The organism is Burkholderia sp. JPY481 (assembly GCF_038900515.1).
Lineage (GTDB): Bacteria > Pseudomonadota > Gammaproteobacteria > Burkholderiales > Burkholderiaceae > Paraburkholderia > Paraburkholderia youngii.
Window position 1 is genome coordinate 194252 of record NZ_JAYMRT010000014.1, and the last position, 18566, is coordinate 212817.

The 18566-nt window shown below is 63.7% G+C and carries 19 protein-coding genes; 6 read left to right on the forward strand and 13 right to left on the reverse strand.

Annotated elements, in window-relative coordinates; all coding sequences use genetic code 11:
* Window positions 1-33: 33 nt before the first annotated feature.
* Both VSR82_RS28585 and VSR82_RS28590 read right to left on the reverse strand, forming a co-directional pair.
* On the reverse strand, window positions 34-780 hold the full coding sequence (locus VSR82_RS28585; protein WP_429455567.1) for a FadR/GntR family transcriptional regulator: 747 nt from the start codon (window positions 778-780) through the stop codon (window positions 34-36).
* A 95-nt stretch (window positions 781-875) separates the two neighbouring features.
* Window positions 876-2582, reverse strand: coding sequence for a S10 family peptidase (locus VSR82_RS28590; RefSeq protein ID WP_429455568.1), 1707 nt, complete (start codon window positions 2580-2582; stop codon window positions 876-878).
* A gap of 216 nt (window positions 2583-2798) precedes the next feature.
* Between VSR82_RS28590 and VSR82_RS28595 the strand changes: the two genes are divergently transcribed.
* Entirely contained in the window at window positions 2799-3788 is a 990-nt protein-coding gene (locus VSR82_RS28595; protein ID WP_368583758.1) for a ferritin-like domain-containing protein, read from the forward strand.
* 193 nt (window positions 3789-3981) lie between these two features.
* On the forward strand, window positions 3982-4779 hold the full coding sequence (locus tag VSR82_RS28600; RefSeq protein WP_429455569.1) for a sulfotransferase family protein: 798 nt from the start codon (window positions 3982-3984) through the stop codon (window positions 4777-4779).
* A 19-nt stretch (window positions 4780-4798) separates the two neighbouring features.
* Here VSR82_RS28600 and VSR82_RS28605 read toward each other — a convergent pair whose 3' ends face one another.
* Complete coding sequence (locus VSR82_RS28605; protein WP_498858267.1) at window positions 4799-5974, reverse strand: pyridoxal phosphate-dependent aminotransferase; 1176 nt, start codon at window positions 5972-5974, stop codon at window positions 4799-4801.
* A gap of 170 nt (window positions 5975-6144) precedes the next feature.
* The gene (locus VSR82_RS28610; protein WP_429455571.1) at window positions 6145-7629 is read right to left on the reverse strand and encodes an RNA polymerase factor sigma-54; all 1485 of its coding nucleotides are present in this window, start codon (window positions 7627-7629) and stop codon (window positions 6145-6147) included.
* A gap of 506 nt (window positions 7630-8135) precedes the next feature.
* On the opposite strand from VSR82_RS28610, the gene VSR82_RS28615 reads away from it, so the two are divergent.
* On the forward strand, window positions 8136-8474 hold the full coding sequence (locus VSR82_RS28615; protein WP_429455572.1) for a BON domain-containing protein: 339 nt from the start codon (window positions 8136-8138) through the stop codon (window positions 8472-8474).
* 92 nt (window positions 8475-8566) lie between these two features.
* On the opposite strand, the gene VSR82_RS28620 is transcribed toward VSR82_RS28615, so the two are convergent.
* The 6 genes from VSR82_RS28620 to VSR82_RS28645 all read right to left on the reverse strand — a co-directional run bounded on the left by VSR82_RS28620 (window position 8567) and on the right by VSR82_RS28645 (window position 12295).
* Window positions 8567-9019, reverse strand: coding sequence for a PA2169 family four-helix-bundle protein (locus VSR82_RS28620; RefSeq protein ID WP_176106061.1), 453 nt, complete (start codon window positions 9017-9019; stop codon window positions 8567-8569).
* Window positions 9020-9567: 548 nt separating this feature from the next.
* Window positions 9568-10149, reverse strand: a complete 582-nt coding sequence (locus VSR82_RS28625) for a hypothetical protein (protein WP_429455574.1) — start codon at window positions 10147-10149, stop codon at window positions 9568-9570.
* 101 nt (window positions 10150-10250) lie between these two features.
* Window positions 10251-10598, reverse strand: coding sequence for a DUF1488 family protein (locus VSR82_RS28630; RefSeq protein ID WP_429455575.1), 348 nt, complete (start codon window positions 10596-10598; stop codon window positions 10251-10253).
* Window positions 10595-11167, reverse strand: a complete 573-nt coding sequence (locus VSR82_RS28635; protein ID WP_429455576.1) for a DUF4142 domain-containing protein — start codon at window positions 11165-11167, stop codon at window positions 10595-10597. Before VSR82_RS28635 ends, VSR82_RS28630 begins: the two co-directional genes overlap by 4 nt.
* Before the next feature lie 81 nt (window positions 11168-11248).
* Entirely contained in the window at window positions 11249-11800 is a 552-nt protein-coding gene (locus VSR82_RS28640; RefSeq protein ID WP_368583751.1) for a type 1 glutamine amidotransferase domain-containing protein, read from the reverse strand.
* 150 nt (window positions 11801-11950) lie between these two features.
* Entirely contained in the window at window positions 11951-12295 is a 345-nt protein-coding gene (locus VSR82_RS28645; RefSeq protein WP_368583750.1) for a chemotaxis protein, read from the reverse strand.
* Window positions 12296-12416: 121 nt separating this feature from the next.
* Between VSR82_RS28645 and VSR82_RS28650 the strand changes: the two genes are divergently transcribed.
* Window positions 12417-13697 (forward strand): DNA topoisomerase IB, encoded by a 1281-nt coding sequence (locus VSR82_RS28650; protein ID WP_498858268.1) that lies wholly within the window; start codon window positions 12417-12419, stop codon window positions 13695-13697.
* Between the two features lie 27 nt (window positions 13698-13724).
* On the opposite strand, the gene VSR82_RS28655 is transcribed toward VSR82_RS28650, so the two are convergent.
* Both VSR82_RS28655 and VSR82_RS28660 read right to left on the reverse strand, forming a co-directional pair.
* Window positions 13725-14021 carry a hypothetical protein gene (locus tag VSR82_RS28655; protein ID WP_368583748.1) on the reverse strand — a complete coding sequence of 99 codons (297 nt, stop codon included), beginning with the start codon at window positions 14019-14021 and terminating at the stop codon, window positions 13725-13727.
* A gap of 85 nt (window positions 14022-14106) precedes the next feature.
* Window positions 14107-14418: a hypothetical protein gene (locus tag VSR82_RS28660; protein WP_368583747.1), complete on the reverse strand. Its 312-nt coding sequence runs from the start codon at window positions 14416-14418 to the stop codon at window positions 14107-14109.
* A 325-nt stretch (window positions 14419-14743) separates the two neighbouring features.
* Between VSR82_RS28660 and VSR82_RS28665 the strand changes: the two genes are divergently transcribed.
* Both VSR82_RS28665 and VSR82_RS28670 read left to right on the forward strand, forming a co-directional pair.
* Window positions 14744-15250 (forward strand): PRC-barrel domain-containing protein, encoded by a 507-nt coding sequence (locus VSR82_RS28665; protein WP_018438199.1) that lies wholly within the window; start codon window positions 14744-14746, stop codon window positions 15248-15250.
* 62 nt (window positions 15251-15312) lie between these two features.
* Window positions 15313-15726 carry a DUF3175 domain-containing protein gene (locus VSR82_RS28670; protein ID WP_368583746.1) on the forward strand — a complete coding sequence of 138 codons (414 nt, stop codon included), beginning with the start codon at window positions 15313-15315 and terminating at the stop codon, window positions 15724-15726.
* Between the two features lie 38 nt (window positions 15727-15764).
* Here VSR82_RS28670 and VSR82_RS28675 read toward each other — a convergent pair whose 3' ends face one another.
* Entirely contained in the window at window positions 15765-18530 is a 2766-nt protein-coding gene (locus tag VSR82_RS28675) for a winged helix-turn-helix domain-containing protein (protein WP_498858269.1), read from the reverse strand.
* Between the last annotated feature and the right edge of the window lie 36 nt (window positions 18531-18566).

The following is an 18566-nucleotide window of genomic DNA, read 5'->3' on the forward strand; positions in this document are numbered from 1 at the left end:
CCGGTCGCCCGAAGTTTCGCGTGGCCGGGCAACTCAGGAAATCACCGCAGCCGACGGCTTCGTCGCATCGTCGTTGTAAATCTCGCGCACGAAGGCCAGATGCCGCTCGGCTGCCTTGCGTGCTTTGGGCGCATCGCGTGCGACGACCGCGTCGTAAATCGCCTGGTGCTGGCTCATCAACTGCTTTTCCATCGCATCGTCGTAATCGATCAAGCGATGATACTGGCGCATGCCCTCGCGAATCAGCGTGTGAATGCCGTGCATCACATGCGCCAGCGCGACGTTGTGCGTGGAGTCGGCGATCGCGAGATGAAACGCGGCATCGAGTTCGGCGAGATTCGCGCGATCCCGCGACAACGACGCAGCCTTCAACGCCTCGAACGCCGCGCGGATTTTCTTCAGGTCGGCGGCGGTTGCGCGCTGCGCGGCATAGACCGTCGAAATCGCTTCGAGCCCCTGGCGCAACTCCAGAATGTCGGCACTGGTACGCGGATTCTGCAGCAGCAGTTCGGCAAGCGGCTTCGAGATGATCGGCGCGGTCACGTCGACCACCGTGAAACCGCCGCGCCCCGACGTTTCGATGTACCCGTCCGCCTCCAGCCTGATCAGCGCCTCGCGCAGCGACGGCCGCGACACGCCGAGTTGCGCCGCGAGATCGCGCTCGGCCGGCAGCCGGTCACCGGGCATCAGCGAGCCCTCCGAGATCAGTTGCTTGATCTGGTCGGACACCACGTCGGAAATGCGCTTGCGCGCGAAGGACGGAATCGGGGTGAATGGCATAAGCGGCAAACGGTGAAGCGCGGTTGACGAAGCGCGCGGCTACTGCACGGTGCGTGGAATTATACCGTTCGATATCGTGCGCCGATGCGCCGATCTCAACGCGGCTGTGCCGTATAAAAGCTCACGAGATCACGCTTCATCGCGTGCATCGCGGCATCGTCGAGGTACACCATGTGGCCGGTCGGATAGTAGGCGATGCGCACGTTCTCGCGCAGCGACCGGTCGAGGCCGAGATGCGCGAGCGCGTATTCGGTCGCGTAGAACGGCGTGGCGAGATCGAAGTAGCCGTTCAGCGATAGCACCCGCAACTGCGGATTCTGCCGCATCGCTTCGGCCAGATCGCCGCCCGCGTACGGCAGTTCCAGCCGTTCGCCCCACCATTCGCGATGTTTCCAGTCCCACTGCTTCAACGCGTCGTCGCTGAACACCAGATAACGGTCGGTCGGCGTGTAGTGCAGGTCTTCCGACAGATGCTGATGGAGCGCCGCATTGAACGCATTCGACACGCTGCTCACCGACGCATCGAAATCGGGATCTTCCGCTGCATCGTCGTAATTCCGGCCTTCGACACGCGCATCGTAGCGCCCTACGCTGCGCGACTCGTTGCGCAGCAACTCGTTTCGAAAACGCGTCGGATAAAGACGCAGACGGTTGCGCTTCACGAAGCCCACGTCGAGACCGGTGAAGTACGCGACGCGCGCGGCGATCGCGTCGCGCTGATCGTCGGGCAGCGCATCACCCTGATCGAGCGCCTGCGCATACGGTCCGCGTGCGAACGCGCGCACTTCGTCGAGAAAGGCCGGTAAGCTCGCGGGCTTCGGCGTGACCTTGTCGTGATACCACGCGATCGCCGCGAAACTCGGCAGATAACTCACGCTCTTGAAATCGGTGCCGGGCGTGAACGCCGCGGAATTGAGCACCGACGACAGCAGGATCACGCCGTTCAGCGCGATATTGTTCTGCCCCAGATGATAAGCGAGCATCGCGGCGCGCGCGGTGCCATAAGATTCGCCGAACAGGTACTTCGGCGAATTCCAGCGCTGATTCACCGTCAGATAACGGTCGATGAATTGCGCAAACGCACTGACGTCCTGATCGACGCCCCAGAAGTCCTTGCCCGTGCCATGCCCGACCGGTCTCGACAGGCCCGCGCCGACCGCGTCGATGAACACGAGGTCCGAGACATCGAGCAGGCTGTCGGGGTTGTCTTCGAGCGTGTACGGCGCGGGCGGCGTGCTCGCGGGGCTCGCGGTGCGCACGCGTTTCGGGCCGACCGAGCCCATCATCAGGAATACGCTGCCAGCGCCGGGACCGCCGTTGAACAGAAAGGTGATCGGACGCGTCGCCGGCGCTTTGGTCGGCACCGTGTACGCGACATAGAACACGCTCGCGGTGGGCGCGCCGGACTTATCGTGCAGCAACAGATTGCCGGCGCTCGCCGTGTAGTCGAGCTTGCGACCGTTCAAGCGAAGCGAATGCGTGGTCACGCTGGTAGTCTCGGGCGGCACCGGAACCGCGGGCGCCGACGTCCTGTCGTTGCGAGGCTTCGCCGTCGCGTCGCCCGAATCCGGTGCATTCGATGCGGCAGTCCGCTTGTGCGGCTCGTTCGATTCGCCGACCTGCTGCGCGGGCGGCGCCGATGCGGCGGCGTCCGTGCCTGCCCTCGCATTGGCCTGTTCGGCTGCCATGCACGGTTCGCCGAACGACACTACAGCGGCGACCGAAAACGTCACCGTCAGCGCGGCGGCCAGCAATCCCGCTGTCAGCAAGCGGCGCAATGAGGAAGAGAAGCGAAGAATCATGAAGTCGTCCGCGACGAGTCGAAATGCGCTGGAATCCGTCTAGCCTGATTCCGGGGCAAACCCGGCGTTCGATTCTTGACGCAAGTTTGCGCGGCGTCAACCGCCGGTGTCACGGCACGCTCCAACATTTCATAGCGCTTTTTCCTCCACATGGCGCACACCTGCGCAGTCATGGCAGAATCGACAACGCCTTCGTCGCCTCGCCGAGAATACCCAATGGATCAACTGGTACTGGACACATTCGACGCTGCCGCGCTGATCCCCGGCTTTCGCGCGCCGCACCTGCCGCAGGAGCAGCCGGACCCCTCGACCCTCGACGCCGCCGAGCACGCGATGCGGCACTGGACGAGCGCCGTCAACGGCCCGCTGACGCCCGGCTCCGACGTGCACCGGCACGAAATGTGCCGCATGTTTCGCGAAACCTTCAATCCGTATCGCCCGTCCGTGCTCGCATGGCCGCCGCTCGAAGCCGCGACGCTCAAGCGCATCGTCGAGCTGCCGATCTGGGACATCGCCGTGCAAACCGAAGGCAGAGCGCGCCTGCGCATGGCCGCCTACGCGGCGACGCTCGACACCCCGGACCTGCGCGACGCGCTCGCGCTGAATGCGTGGGAAGAAAACCGCCATAAGGAAGTGCTGTCGCGCATGGTGCATGCATACGGCATTGAACTCGCGAGCGAGCCGCCGTACGTCTATCCGAAAGACACGGAACGGGCTTACCTCGTGACCGGCTATAGCGAATGTATCGACAGCTTCTTCGCGTTCGGCCTGTTCGAGGTGGCGCGGCGCTCGGGTCTGTTTCCGCCGGAACTGACCGAGACGTTCGAGCCGGTGATGCAGGAAGAGTGCCGCCATATTCTGCTGTTCGCGAACTGGGTCGCCTGGCATCGCGCGCAGCTTTCGTGGTGGCAGCGCATCCGCTTCGAGCTCAAGGTGGCGGGCGTGTGGGCGTTTCTGATCTGGGAGCGTATCGGACTCGCGCGTGCGATGGATGCCGATGGCAACGTCCACGAGCACGACAACAACTTCACGGTCAACGGCGCGCAGTCGGTAACGGATGTCGATATCAGCGTGCCCGAGTTGATGCAACTGTGTCTTCAGGAAAACGAACGTCGCTTCGCGGGGTATGACCCACGGCTGTTGCGGCCCGAAACGATGCCGCGGCTGGTGCGCTTCGGCTTGAAGTTCGTGCGCAAGAAAAAGTAAACCGCGAGTAAGCCGCGCCGAGCGCGCCAGCGTTCAGCCGGCGCGCGCCCCACGTTCGAGAACTGCGAATCGCCGCTTGACGGTCGAAGTCACGCGCCATCGAAGCGAATGGCGCGGCAGTCATGCCCGCGTCAGGCTGGCGCCATGCTGCTTGCGTAAGCTGGGAACCCAGGCAAACGACAAGGAGCGCGCAATGGAGTCCTTCCCGCTGTTCATCGTCGGCTCGCCCCGGTCCGGCACGACCTTTCTTTGTTCCGTGCTCAACGCGCATCCTCTGATCCAGCTGACCAACGAATGCCGGGTCTTTGCATTGCTGAAGGACTTCCTCGAAGTCGGCTGCCATCGCGCCGACCTGCTCGGCGAGACTTCACGCGACCGCCTGCTCGGATTCGGCCGTCGTACGCTGGGCGGGTGGGTCGAGCGCTTCTATCGCGAAGAGTTGAAGTTCGGCGCGCCGATCTGGGGCGATAAGCATCCGTCGTACGCCGACCCTACGATCCTGTCGGGCCGAACGGGTTCGATCGAGCGCGTGCCGCGCTCCGGTTCCTGCTTGCGTCTGATACGCGAACTGCTGCCGCAGGCGCGCTTCATTCATATCCACCGCGATCCTCGCCACGTGGCCAATTCGCTCGTGCACAAGCATTGGACCGGATCGATCGAAGACGGCATCCGCGTGTGGGGGCAATACGTCGGCGAGATCAACGCATTCTTCGAAGAGATACCAGCGGCTCACGCGCTGACCGTGTCGTACCGGAAGGTTATCGAAGAACCGCGTGAGACGGCGGCCAGCATCGGGCAGTTTCTCGGCCTCGCGGATGCATCGCCGATCAGCGACTTCCTGATCTCGCAACGCCGTTCGCCGACGCCGTTCAGCGATCCGGTGACCGATATCGGCGATCTATATCTGATTCCCGATACGGCCGCGAGCGACGACGCGCTGCTCGCTCTCGCGGGTAGCCAGGCGCGACGGCTGGGTTATGCGGCGGCCTGAGGTTGCCTGAGGTGCCCGCTCAGCCCCGCACCCCTTCCACGAACCGCGCGATCCTGTCGCACGCCTCGATCAATCGATCCTCGCCTACCACCAGCCCCAACCTGACGAAGCCGTTCGCCGTTTCCCCGAACGCACTCGCGTCGAGCACGGCCACGCCTTGCGCGCGAAACAGCTGCCAGGTGAACTCGGTCGTATCGAGCCCGGTTCCGCTGACGTCGACCATCACGAACATGCCGGCTTCGGGCAACAGGCATCGCAAGCGCGGCACGCGATGCAAGCGCTCGAACACGACGTCGCGCCGCCGCCGGTAGATCTCGCGAATATCGGCGACGAACTCCGCCCTGTTCTCCAATGCCGTCAACGCGGCCTGCTGGATGAAGCCCGGCAGGCCGTACAGCATCGCGAGCGCGAGCCGCGCCATGTGCTCGATCAGCGTCGCGGGCCCGATTGCCCAGCCGACGCGCCATCCCGCCATCGCGTGCGACTTCGACAGGCTGCCGATCGTGACCGTGCGCTCCGCCATGCCGGGCAGCGACGCAATGCTCACATGGTCGCGTTCGAACGTCAGTTCCGCATAGACCTCGTCGGACAGCACCCACAGGTCGTGCTCGCACGCGAGCCGCGCGATGCGCTCGAGATCCGCGCGCTGCATCACGACGCCGGTCGGATTGCACGGCGTCGCGAAGAAGATCGCCTTCGTGCGCGGCGTGATCGCCGCTGCGAGCGCGTCGCAATCGACGTGAAACGCGCGCGCCGGATCGACCGGCACCGCGACCAGCGTCGCGCCCGCCGCGCGCACGCAGGCCTCGTAGGTCAGATACATCGGCTCGGGAACGATCACTTCGTCGCCGGCTTCGAGCAGGCACAGCGACACCGCGAACACGCCGTTTTGCGCGCCGGCGGTCAGCACTACGTTGGCCGCGCTCACGTCACGGCCAGAGGTACGCGCGTGCTCGGCGGCGATCGCGGCGCGCAGCGGCTCGCGACCGGCCATCGCCGTATAGTGCGTATCGCCGGCGCGCAGCGCATCGATCGCGCGCTCGACGATCGGCGCGGGCGTCGAGAACTCGGGGTCTCCTACGCTCAGCACGATCACGTCTTCGCCCCTCGCAGCCGCCTGCTGCGCGACCCGATGAATTTCCCACGCCGACGTGCGGCGCCCTTGCAGCCGCTCGACCAGATTCGAATACTTCATTGCGCTCACCCGTTCCATTCGACCCGCCAATGTAAAGGCACGCCGGCGAAACGTCCAGATACGAAAAAGGGTCATGCGAGCGGACAACCTCGCATGACCCTGTGCGCAATGTACTGCTGTTTGAACGACTGCCTTGCTTTGCTTCAAACCCCCGTTAAAACTTCGGTGCGTTAAAGCTGCCGGCGCAGTTCCGCCGGCGGCACCTTCATCAGATGCCGGTATTTCGCCACCGTGCGCCGCGCGACCAGCACGCCCTGATCCGCGAGCATCTTCGCGAGCGTCACGTCCGACAGCGGATCGCGCGTGTTCTCCGCGGCGATCATCTCCTTGAGGAGCGCGCGCACCGCGGCGGCCGAACAGGTGCCGCCGCTTTCGGTGCCCAGCTCGCGCGGGAAGAAATGCTTGAATTCGAAGATGCCGCGCGGCGTCGCCATATATTTGTTGCCCGTCGCCCGCGAGATCGTCGATTCGTGCAGGCCCAGCTCGTCAGCGACGTCGCGCAGCACCATCGGCTTCAGCGCGATCTCGCCGTACTGGAAGAAGGCCTTCTGATGCGCGACGATGCATTCGGCCACCCGCTGGATCGTATCGAAGCGCTGCTGCGCGTTGCGGATCAGCCAGCGCGCTTCCTGCAGCTGCTGTGCGAGCGGCGAGCGGCTCGCGCCGGCCGACTGCGCGAATAGCTGTGCATACATGCGATGGATTCGCGCGCGCGGCTGCACTGCCGGATTGATCGACACGACCCACTTGTTGCGCGCCTGACGCACGATCACGTCGGGGACCACATAGTTATCCTCGGCGCGGCCGTAGCAATTGCCCGGCTTCGGATCGAGCTTGCGCACCAGCGCGCAGGCCACGCGCAGTTCCTCGGCGCTGCAGCCGATCTGCTTTTGCAACTCTGCCTGTTCGCGGCGCGCGAGACGTTCCAGATGATGCTCGGCGATTTGCCGCGCGACGTCGCGCCCCGGTGTACTGGCGGGCAGCGCATTGATCTGCAGCGTCAGGCATTCCGATAGCGATCGCGCGCCGAGCCCCGGACGATCGAGCGATTGCACGAGGCGCAACGCCACCAGCAGTTCTTCCTCGGTCAGCGTGGGCTCGAGATCGACGCTGTCGGCCAGGTCGGCGAGCGACTGCCGCATATACCCGTCTTCGTCGAGTGCCTCGATGATGAAACGCGCCACCGCGCGATCGCGGTCGTCGAGCCGGTAGAGGCGCAACGCGTCGTGCAACTGCTCGCGCAGCGTGGGTTGCGAGCGAGCCCATTCGGCCGGGTCGCTGCCGTCCGCGTCGCCGTTCTGGCGCGCCGAACTGCGCGAACCGTAGTCGCCGGAAAAATCGGCGGGCATGTCGTCCTGGCCCGCGCTTTCGAGCGTATCGCTAGCGGAGTTTTCCGCCGCCAGTCCGTCCGGTTCGGCGGCGGCTAGCGTATCGGCGGCGGGCACGGTGGCGTCTTCGCCATCAGCTGGCGTCGTGCCGGCGAGCGCGACGTCCTCTGCTTCGGATGAGTCGTATTCGAGGAACGGATTGGTGTCGAGCGCCGTGCGCAATTCCTGCTGGAACTCGAGAGCCGACAATTGCAGGAGACGCACCGACTGCTGAAGACGAGGCGTCAGTGCAAGCGACTGCCTTGTGCGTAGTTCGATTGAAGGCATTGGAGTAGATCCCGTTCGTTGGTAGTCAAAGACTCAATGAGCCGAGTGCACTCTTCAATGCAACGTCCGTACCAGGTCGCGCAAGACGCTGTTTTGATTACGCTTTGTTTATTCAGGCGGGTGAATTGACCGGACCGCGAGAGCCGGTTTTTACAAACGGCAGGCAATTTCCGGTCCCTTTCTTCACACCTCGGGCGGCCTCGCGCACGGTCGCGCCGCGGGCCTATTCGTCAGTCGAAAAACCCCGATGGATGCGGCTTTCGCGAGCGGCATCACCGGGATCGCAGCGGCCGGGCACGATGCATGCGGGGCAGCGTTGTGTGGACGGACGCCGCCTTTTGCAAACACGCCAGTCATGCGGAGGCGAGGACGGCGCCCGGTGTCGAGAAACGGGCCCCTGACGGTACCGTAGCGGCCACGACCCACGTGTGTCATCAGCGGCTTACGCCGCGATCGGCCACCGGCAACAAGACCGCCATTTTCATCACCACCTGAAGGAGAAAACCATGAAGACGATCCAGCTTCTGAAGACCGCAGGCAGTATCGCTGTCGTCGCGTTCGCGCTGAACGCGAACGCCCAGACCAGCACTTCGGCTCCGCCCGCGGCGTCGGAAAGCGTCGGCCAGCATATCGACGACGGCACCATTACGACCAAGGTCAAGGCCGATCTGCTTGCCGCGAAGAACGTCAAATCGACGCATATCCACGTGAAGACCCGCAAGGGCGTCGTGTGGCTCACGGGTTCGGTGCCATCGGCCGAAGACAAGACCGCCGCCGAGGATGTCGTGCAGAACGTGAAGGGTGTCGAGAGCGTGAAGAACCATCTGAAGGTGGCCGCCGACTGATATCCGCATGATCGGTTCACGCCGATTCGACTGAGCGGAACGAAAAAGAGCCGGCTGCGGAGCCGGCTCTTTCTATTGCATCGACGCGTCGATCAACGCTTCATCGCCGCATACCGGTCGCGCAGATCGCGCACGCGATCATGATTCTGCAGTACGCCCTGGTATTGCCGCTCGACGATCGCACGTACATCGGCCGGCAAATCCTTTTCGAGCGCATCGTGATAGCGCTTCTTCGCGACGTCCTCGCCCTTTTCGCACTCGGCGAGAATCGCATGGTCGCTGCGATCCGAAACCGCCGATCTGACGTCGACCCAGCCGCGATGCAGGGCACCGGTCATGCTGCCGCCGGTTTCCGGCTTGCCGCCGAGGGTCTGAACGACATCCTGCAACTCACGCGCGCCGCGCGAGCACTCGTCTGCTGTCGAGCGAAACAGCATCTTCAGCTCTTCGTCGTGCGCATCCTCGGCTGCCTTCATAAAGCCCTTTTCGCCATCCTTCGACGTTTCGACCAGGTCATTCAATACGGAAACAACGTTGGTAGCCATTCAATACCTCCAAGGGTTTCGTTCATCGCGGAATCCGCCGCGCGGAGCTTTTTATGCGCGTCGCGATGAATCGGTTCGACGCGCGGCGGGCTGCATTGAATGGCACGCATCACACGTGCCCGGCATGCACGCTTGGCGCCGCGTCTCGATCTTCGCCGGAGTGGCACAGCCGTTGCTAATCCAATCGATTCGGCAATCTATAAAGACAGGGGAATCGCGATGAAAAAATCCGGCAGCATCAAATTCCTGGCGGCGGTCGCAATCGTCACTTCGGCTACCGTGATGCAGATTCGCGCGCACATTGCGTCGCCGGACGCGGCGGCGCCTGAGCCGCATGCAACGATATCGACGTGCGGTCGCTCGCATGACGGCATCACGCCGGCCTCATGCTGGCCGACGAATAGCGAAAGGCAGCTCGAACGATTTCAGCCGCCGCACGACACGCGGCAACCATGGGTGTAGCGAGACGTCGACATCGCGCGGTAAACCGAAAACGGCCCGATCATCGTCATCGGGCCGTTTTCCGTTGGCATACCGCATCGCTTACATCACTCGCGCTTCTCCGCGAATTCCTTGATCGGTTCGGGCGTCTTCAGCGGATCGAAATCGGCCCAGTGTCCCTGCTGCCAGCGGCCGGTCGCCTTCTCGATCGACACGCCGCCCGCTTCACGCAGCACGCGTGCGGCATCGAGCTGATTGTCGGGCGACACGTGCACGGCGACGAGCACGCCCGATTTGCGGGCCTCCTCGTGATACGGCACGCGATAGTCCGATTTGCCATGCTCCTTGGTGCGCGACATCGCGCCGATCAGCGAGCCGACATACGCACCGACGCCCGCCGCGATCGGCGACACCAGCAGCGGTGCAGAAAACGCCGCGAAAATCGCGACGCCGATCACCGCGCCGATGACCGCACCGATCGTCACGCCCATGCCTCCGCCTTTAGGCGCCTCTCGCGCCCCGGGGTCGGTATCCGTGTCGCCTCCGATCGGGAAACGTGCGTGCTGGCCGCGCGGATTGACGAAAAACAGCGTGACGTCCTCTTCGACGAAACCCGCCTCGAAAAGCTTTTGCGCCGCGCCTTCCGCTGCCGGAAACGTCGTGAAGCGTGCTGCGACGATGAGTGACATTACGCCTCCTTTATCGTTGATTAGCGTTCGCGGACCATACCGTCGCCGGGGGTGGCGCGCGTGACGAGCAGCGCGCCCAGTCGGTGCGACACGCGGCAGCCCTACGACGCCGCGCTGCCGCGATCCGGTTCCATGCCTTCCACTCTGAACAGTCCGCTATGCAACACCACGCTTTCTCCGTTGTTCTGGTCGAGCGCTTCCGCGCACACCGAGCGGATGCGCTGTCGGCCTCTGTCGAAAGCGGCCATGACCGCCGGTTCGAGCGCGGATTCAGCGCCGAAATGATCTTCCAGCGCCTCGGCGGTGATCGCGCAGACCACCGGCTCGCCATCTACACGCGCGAGAAAGCGCACTGTCAGATTGGCGCCGTCGAAGACCGGGTCGTCGTCGGGGAAAGTGATCTGCATCAGAGAGTCCTCATAAGCAGGCCGTGGCAGGATCGCGTTCATGACGCGCCCTTCAATTTGCCGGCCAGTTGCTGCGCCATCTCGAGGTGATGCTTGATGGTCGGCAGCGCTTGCGTGGCCGCGGCCTTCAGTTGCGCGTCGGTGCCGCTTTCGCTTTGCTGCTGGAACAGGTCCACCGCACGCTGATGCGCTTCCACGCCGACCTGCTCGACGTAGGCCGCATCGAACTCGGAGCCCTTCAACGTCTGCAGTTTGCCGACCAGCGCGGAATCCGCGGATGGGGTCGGCTTGAAGCCCTTCTTCGCGACCAGCGCGGCCATTGTGTGCGACAGCTTCGTGTGGTCGGTCATCATCTGTTGCGCGAACTTCCTGACCTGCGGATCGTTCGAGTTCTTCAGCGCGATCTTGCTGGCGGCGATTTCGGTGGCGTCCGACTTCGACGCTTCGAGGACGAACTGCTGATCCGCGGGCGACAGCGTCGTTTTACCGGCCGGCGCAGCACTCGCGGGCGCATCGCTCGCCTGCGCGCTGGCCGTGTCGATCGTTGCCGCGCTCGCGCCCAACGCGGCTAGCGCGGCACTCAGCACTTGTAGGGAATACCGGAATTTCATGCACTTTCTCCCTGTCGAATCGGCGATGCGCAGTGTCGAATCGGCAATGCGCTGGCGTCGAAGCCAGCGCGCCGCCTTCGATCAAGCCGCCTTGCGCTTCGTCAGTTGCCCGATCAGCGTCCTGTTGAATGCGGGCAGGTCGGCGGGTTTGCGGCTCGAAATCAGATTGCCGTCCTCGACCACTTCCTGATCGACCCACGTGCCGCCCGCGTTACGAATATCGTCCTGCAGGCTAGGCCAGCTCGTCACCGTGCGCCCCTTGATGATGCCCGCCGATACCGGCAGCCACGTGCCGTGGCAGATCACCGCGATCGGCTTCTTCGCGCTGTCGACCGCTTTGACGAAGGCCTGCGCCTGCGGCACCAGTCGCAACGCGTCGCCGTTCACGACGCCGCCCGGCAACACCAGCGCGTCGTAGTCCTCGGGACGGGCTTTGTCGAACGTCGCATCGACATCGACGGTGTCGCCCTTGTCGACGTGCCTGAAGCCCTGGATCTTGCCCGGCTTCTCCGAAATCACGTGGACCGTCGCGCCCGCCTCGGTGAGCGCGCGTTTCGGCTCCACGAGTTCCGCCTGTTCGAAACCGTCTACGGCGAGTACCGCTACCTTGTAGCCATTCAGTGCATCAGTCATGCGTCTTCTCCTTGCTGTGGCGCCGCGGTCATGCGCTTGCTCGTTATGCATGTGCATAGCGCGGCGCCTTTACTAAAGCGTTGTCACGCAAAACACGTGCCCGGCTGCGCCGACTGGCGCAAGCCGTGTAGTGTGCGAAACGCAAGCTGGTCAGGCGTCGGTTCCCTCTTCACCTGATCCCTCCGCGCCCGGAGGCACCCGTGGATCGACGATGTGGTCGGTGTCGATATCGCGATCCGCTTCCAACGTCGAATCGCCGTCGGCCGACGCACGCTCGCCGGTACCTGCTCGATCGGTATCGCTGGCGAGTTCCGCGTCGCCGGTTTCGAGCGCGTGATTGTCGAGCTCCGTATCGACGTCGAAATCGTGACGCTTCGCACCCGCGACGTCGCTGCCGCTGTCGGACGAGTCGCTGGGACCCAGCGCGCCCGTCGTGTCGGAGGTTGGCTTGACAGTCCGCTGCGGTTCTTCATCGGGATTGAGTGTGCTGCTCATGAAAGCCCCCTTTCAGTTGATTACGCCAACCATTTCGCAAGGACCGTTCCGCTCGAGCGCCCCGGTGCTGTGTCAATGGCATCCCCCTTGCTTCAGCCGCTTGAAACTTCTACTTGCGACCATGGCTACCGCGACTCATTCAACGACAGCATCACGCAACCCGGCGACCGCGAACGGCAACACCGCACCGCAGCCGATGCCACCGGGCCTGCGCCACGCCGACGACACCAAGCCCGGCTACACCCGCAAGCGGGAGCGGAACGGCTTTATCTATTTCGACGTGAACGGCAAGCGCATCGTCGATGAGGACGAGATCCAACGCATCAACTCGCTCGCGATTCCCCCCGCCTACGAAAACGTGTGGATCTGCCCCGATCCGCGAGGTCACCTTCAAGCGACCGGCCGCGACGCGCGTGGCCGTAAGCAGTACCGCTACCATCCGCGCTGGCGCGAAACGCGCGACGCCGACAAGTACGAACGGATGGCCGAGTTCGGCCGGGCATTGCCGAAAATCCGTGCGCGTGTCGCGCGTGACCTGAAGCTGACCGGCATGCCGCTCGACAAGGTCGTCGCGGCCATCGTGCACCTGCTGGACACGACGCTGATTCGCGTCGGCAGCGCCGAATACGCGCGCGAAAATCATTCATTCGGATTGACGACGTTGCGCAAGAGGCACGTGAAGATAAAGGCGGGTCAATTGCGCTTCCAGTTTCGCGGTAAGAGCGGCATCGAGCACGACGTGACTGTGGACAATCCAACCGTCAAGCGCATCGTGCGGCGTTGCGCGGAGCTGCCCGGCCACGACCTGTTCCAGTATCTCGACGAAGACGGCACGCGCCACAGCGTCGGCTCGAGCGATATCAACGACTACCTGCGCCGCGTGAGCGGCGCGGACTTCACCGCGAAGGACTACCGCACCTGGGCCGGCAGCGTATACGCGCTGGCGGCATTGCGCCGATTGATGTGCAGCAGCGCAGCCGAAGCGCGCGGCCATATCGTCGCCACCGTCAAAGAGGTGGCGACGCTGCTGCGCAATACGCCCGCTGTCTGCCGGCGCTGTTATATCCACCCGGCGATCATCAGCGCGTTCGAGGCCGACGAGTTGCGCAGCCTCGCGTCAGGGCAAGCGCGCCGCGGACTCAAGGTGGATGAAGTGGCCTTCGCGGTGCTGCTCGCGCAGGCGGAAAAGCGCGCGGCGAAACTCGCGCGCGCAACCGGTGCCAAAGGACGCAAGGCGCGGGAGTCGTCGGCCGACGACAGCATCAACGGTTCGCTGACGAGTCTGCTGAAAAAATCGCGCGTGGCGCGCAAGAAAACCCCCGACGCGAAACGCGAAAGCGGCGCGGCCCCTTTGCACACCGGGCTGGAATTGCCATCTGAATCGAAACCGGCGGCCCAGTGACGGGCTCGGCGATGAATCGGCGAAGGCTCAAGCCTCTTCCTCGAATGCCGCCATCACGAGCCAGACATCGCGCTCGCCGTCGCGTATTTCGGCCGCCAGCGCATACTCATCGCCTGGCGAACAAACCCGCGCGAGCGTGTTATGCGCGACTTCACCGTTCTCGAACACACGCTCCGACAACGGCCGCACTTCCTGCTTGCCTTCGAACATCGGCTGTTGCCGACGATACACGAGCGTCTCGGATTTCCAGTTGCTGAAGCACTCGCGAACGTGCGCGAAGTCCCCGCCGCAGATGTTCGCCTGATAATGAATCTTCCTGATCACGATATTCTCCCCCCGATGCGAAGCGGCATCGTCCGGCGTCACAACGACCGCAACGGTTCATTGCCGCTTCCGCATCGATCCAGCGTTACTGTCCCTTTGTATCGCTGCTGGCATCGGCGCCGGGCATGTTCGTCGTGTCGTTCATCGGCTTCTTTGCGTTCGACTTCTTGTGATGGTGTTTCATCGACGAAGTCGAGCCCCCGGTGCTGCCCATTGCATTCGATGCGGGCTCGTTGCCCGCCGTCGGCGCAGCGGTCGCCGCGCCATGCGCATTGCCGCCGCCGGCGCCGCCATTGCCGTTGCCGCCGCCCGTCTGCGCGAACGCGGCGCCCGACGCCAGGGCGCCCGACGCGGCCACACATGCCGCTACCAGCCATGCCTTCGGATACTTGCTCATCTGGCTTCTCTCCATCAAGTAAAAAGGACGGTTGTGATCCTTCAGTTCCTGCCGCAATCACTGAAAGTCGAGCAAGGCCTATGCCGCGCGATGCATGCGTCGTATGCGCTCATCGCGCTTCGCTGGGCAGCGCTTGCGTCGGCATGGACGCAATAATTGCAAACGGGCTCGCATCCTTTACGCGCGCGGCGCCTCGTCGGGAGATGCGGCGCCGGGTGGTATCGAGCAAATTGCGGAGCAACGGCGGAGTAACTGCGCCGCACGGCTCGATGGAACGGCCGTTGCTAAATGCCTCGGTACATTCCCCCCATCAAAGGAGCCCATCATGGTGATGCAGACCCAGACGCAAGGCGCGAACATCGTCGGTAAAGGCGCCGCGACCGCGGAAGGCCCAGGCCCGGACGTAATGGCCGCGGCCACGCTTGACGGCAACAAGGTCATCAGCAGCGACGGCGAGCACATCGGCAAGATCAAGGACATCATGCTCGACGTGCGTTCAGGCCGCATCGCGTATGCGGTGCTGTCGAGCGGCGGTTTTCTCGGCATCGGCGACAAGCTGCTGGCGATTCCGTGGAGCGCGCTGACGCTCGATACGCAGGAGAAATGCTTCGTGTTGAACATGGTGGCCGAGCGCGTGAAAAACGCACCGGGATTCGATAAGGATCACTGGCCATCGATGGCGGACCAGACGTGGGCCACCACCGTGCATCAGTACTACGGCAGCGAACCGTACTGGGGTGGCGACGTCTATACGAACCGCAACGACGTGGGTGTCGGCGACATTCCCCCGGGTTCGTCGGATGCACCCGAGTCCGGTGGCGTGAAGCTCTGATCGCCGAATCGACCACTTCCGATGCGTGGCCAGTGCGGCGTTCCGCTTCAGGAGAGAACACAATGGCGACCCGAAAGAGCAGCAGCAGATCGAAACGCCCTGTGTCGCGTGGCAAGTCGGGACGGCCGCCGCGCCAGCGCCATGCGCAGGCGCAGGCCGCGCATCGCGCCAAAACCGCGAAGTCGAGCGGCGCATCCGGCGCAAAGAAATGGTCGCATCACGTGATGGAAACGAGCGACGCGATGGACATCGAGAAGGATATTTTCAAAACCGGCAGCGCGGAGTCCATCGCGCGATCGTTGAAGCACTCGTCGACGGCGAGCCGTCGACGCAAGGGCACGCCGTTTCAATCGGCGATGTCGATGCTCAATTTCTACATTAATCGAGCGGGTCGAAACCTGCCGAAGGAGCGGCGCGATACCTTGCAACAAGCCAAGCGCAAGCTGCGCGAAGCGTTTGGACGCGAGCCGCGCTGAACTGCCGGGATCGCGGCGGCATTACGCGGCCAGACGCTTCAGTCGGTGCCCGGCTGAATGCCGAAGGCACTCTGCACGGCCTCGAATCGCGAATTGACGTTCAGTTTCTCGAACACATTCTTCATATGCCATTTGACCGTCTCGGGCGCCAGGTTCAGCGAACGCCCGATTTCCTTGTTGGACAGCCCGCGAGCGACGTAGCCCAGTATTTCGAGTTCGCGCGCGCTCAGTGTGCCCGGCGTGACCTTGTTGCCGGCATAGCCCGGAGAAGATGATGGCGTGTCATCCGCTTCGTCGAAAGCCGACAGCACCGTGCCGATATACGTCGCGTGCCCGCTCGCGATTTCCGATGGCGTGCGGCGAAACCGGTCCAGCAATGCACGCATCGGCGCTCCCTCGTCCACGAAGCTATTGATCATGCCCATCGCGCCGCCGATCCGCAGCGCGTTTCCCAGCGCCGCGAACGCCTGGTCCGAAGCACCGTTCTGCTCGTGCGCGAGAGCAAGCAGCAACGAAACCACGGCCTCGGCATAGCGCCAGCCCAGTGCAACCAGATTGTCGAGTAAGCGCGAAAGAAAACCGACGGCGTCCGCGGCGGCATTTTCGGCGAGCAGAACACGGGCTTGCAGCACACAGTAGCTTGACCACGTTTCCATCGCCGAGCCCCGTCGCCCTTCGCATATCATCGGTACGCTCGCGCTCAGTTCGTCGGCGACCTGTCGCGCCTCGATCACCCTACCGTCGGCAAGCAGCTGCCGAACGGATTCCGCATCGCACGCGAGCTTCAGACGCAACCATCGACGGGTAATCGCGAGCTGTCGACCGTCCTCGAGTACGGCCAGCGCCGGCCCCTTTTTGCCATCGCGCCACAGCAGGCGCGACGAGGTGAGCATATAGCGCATCAACGCGGCGAGCGGCGAGCTCTCCAGCGCGATGGTCATGCGACCGTCGATCAACTTCCGCGCCTTGGACAGCTCGTTGCACTCGTAGTAAATCGACGCAAGGCAACCGGAAACCGCGGCCGCGGCCGCCGACCACTCCCCCAGCTTGTCTTCGGAGTAGCGCATTGCGATCTCCATCACGCGCCTCGCATCGGGAAGATCGCCGTGTATCAGCGCGGCGACGCCGTACACCGCGTCGCGCAGCATATCCGCGCTGTTCGGCTTCCGGCTGAGCCCAACCTGATCGACCCGCGCTCTCCACACGCGCGAGATATAGGCGAACTGCCCTCTATACATCAAGCCGAAAATCTCCGCGCTTTGCCCGTATTGGCGAACCCAAGGTTCCGCAGGCGCCGTCGATGCCTCGACGGCACGCCCGAGTTCCAGCGCATGCTCGCTGTCGTCGTTCACACAAGCGATCACCGCGCGGATCGCGTTGATCTCCGCCCACGCGATCTCGTCGGCTACCGTCCGATCATCACGGGCCATACGCTCGAACTCGTCGGCAATCTCGCTGATCTCCTTCGACGCGCGCGCGGTTTCGAGCGACATCGCGAGTGCCCACGCTTTCGCCAGACGCAAGCGCAGTCGACCCACGATCACGTCCGGCGGAAGTTTGCGAATCCAGCCCGGCAGCATGAACGGGTCGCCGCGTTGAAGCATCTCCATCGCACAGTTTTCGGCCCACTGCGCCGCCTGCCCGATGTCGCCCGCGGCCAGCGCATGTCGCACCGCTTCGGGCCACAGGCGCGCCCGTGCGAACCAGAGGCTGGCCCGGCGATGCAGTAACGGAACCTGTCGTGGCGTCTGACGCATCAGACGGCGGCGCAGCGCATCGCTCAGCAGCGCGTGATAGCGATACCAGCTTTGCGTTTCATCGAGCGGCCGGATGAACACGTTATGACGCTCGAGCCAGTCGAGCTTCTCTCCGCTGTCGCCTTCTCCCCCCATGACGTCGTCGCAGAGCGTCGCGGTAAGCCGTTCGAGAATCGACGTGTACAGCAGAAACGTCAGCATATGCGGCGGCAAATGACCAAACACCGTATCGTTCAGATAGCGATCGATGCCGAACCGGGAACCGGCGAGATGACTGGCGAGCGCGGCCACGTCATCGACCCGGTTCAGTCCGAGCGAAGCCAGTTGTAAGCCGGCAACCCATCCCTCGGTCGCGCTGTTCAACAGTTCGACGCTGTTGCGGTTGAGCAGCGCATTACCGGTGTGCTGGAAAAACGCTTGAGCATCGTCGAGCGAAAAGCGCAGATCGTCGACGGTCACACGTGAAAGTTTGTCGGGCGAGCGCAGCGCGCTCAGCGACAACGCCGGTTCGCCGCGCGCGCCGAGCAGCACGTGCAGGTTGTCGGGCGCGTAGCGCAGCAGGCGCGACACGATCGCGAGAACGGGTTTCGCGCTGAGGCGGTCGACGTCGTCGAGCACGAGGAAAACCCCGCGGCCGTATGCGGCGATGCCATTGAGCAGCACTGAAATGAGCGTTCTGACCGGCGTGTGCGCATCGTTATCGAGGAGTTGCTGCGCCTGCCACGCGATCTCCTTCGACGCCCGACAAAGCGTCGCCACCAGATAGGCGCCGAGTTGCTGCGGATCGTCGTCTTCTGCATCGAGACTGAGCCACGCAACGGGACGCTTCTTTCTCGCTTGCGCTTCGCTCCACGCGGCAAGCAAAGTCGTTTTGCCGAAACCCGCGGGCGCGGTCACGACCGTAATGTGACGCGGACGTCGTTCATCGAGTCGCCGGAGCAAGGCCGGCCGTTGCACGCAACCCGCGGGAAGACGCGGCGGCATCATCTTGGTCTGGATCAGCGACACGATCCATTCACGCTCGAAACTATCAGCGGGTGTATTCATGAGTGGTCCTCTCACCGGCTATCCGTGAGAGGCATG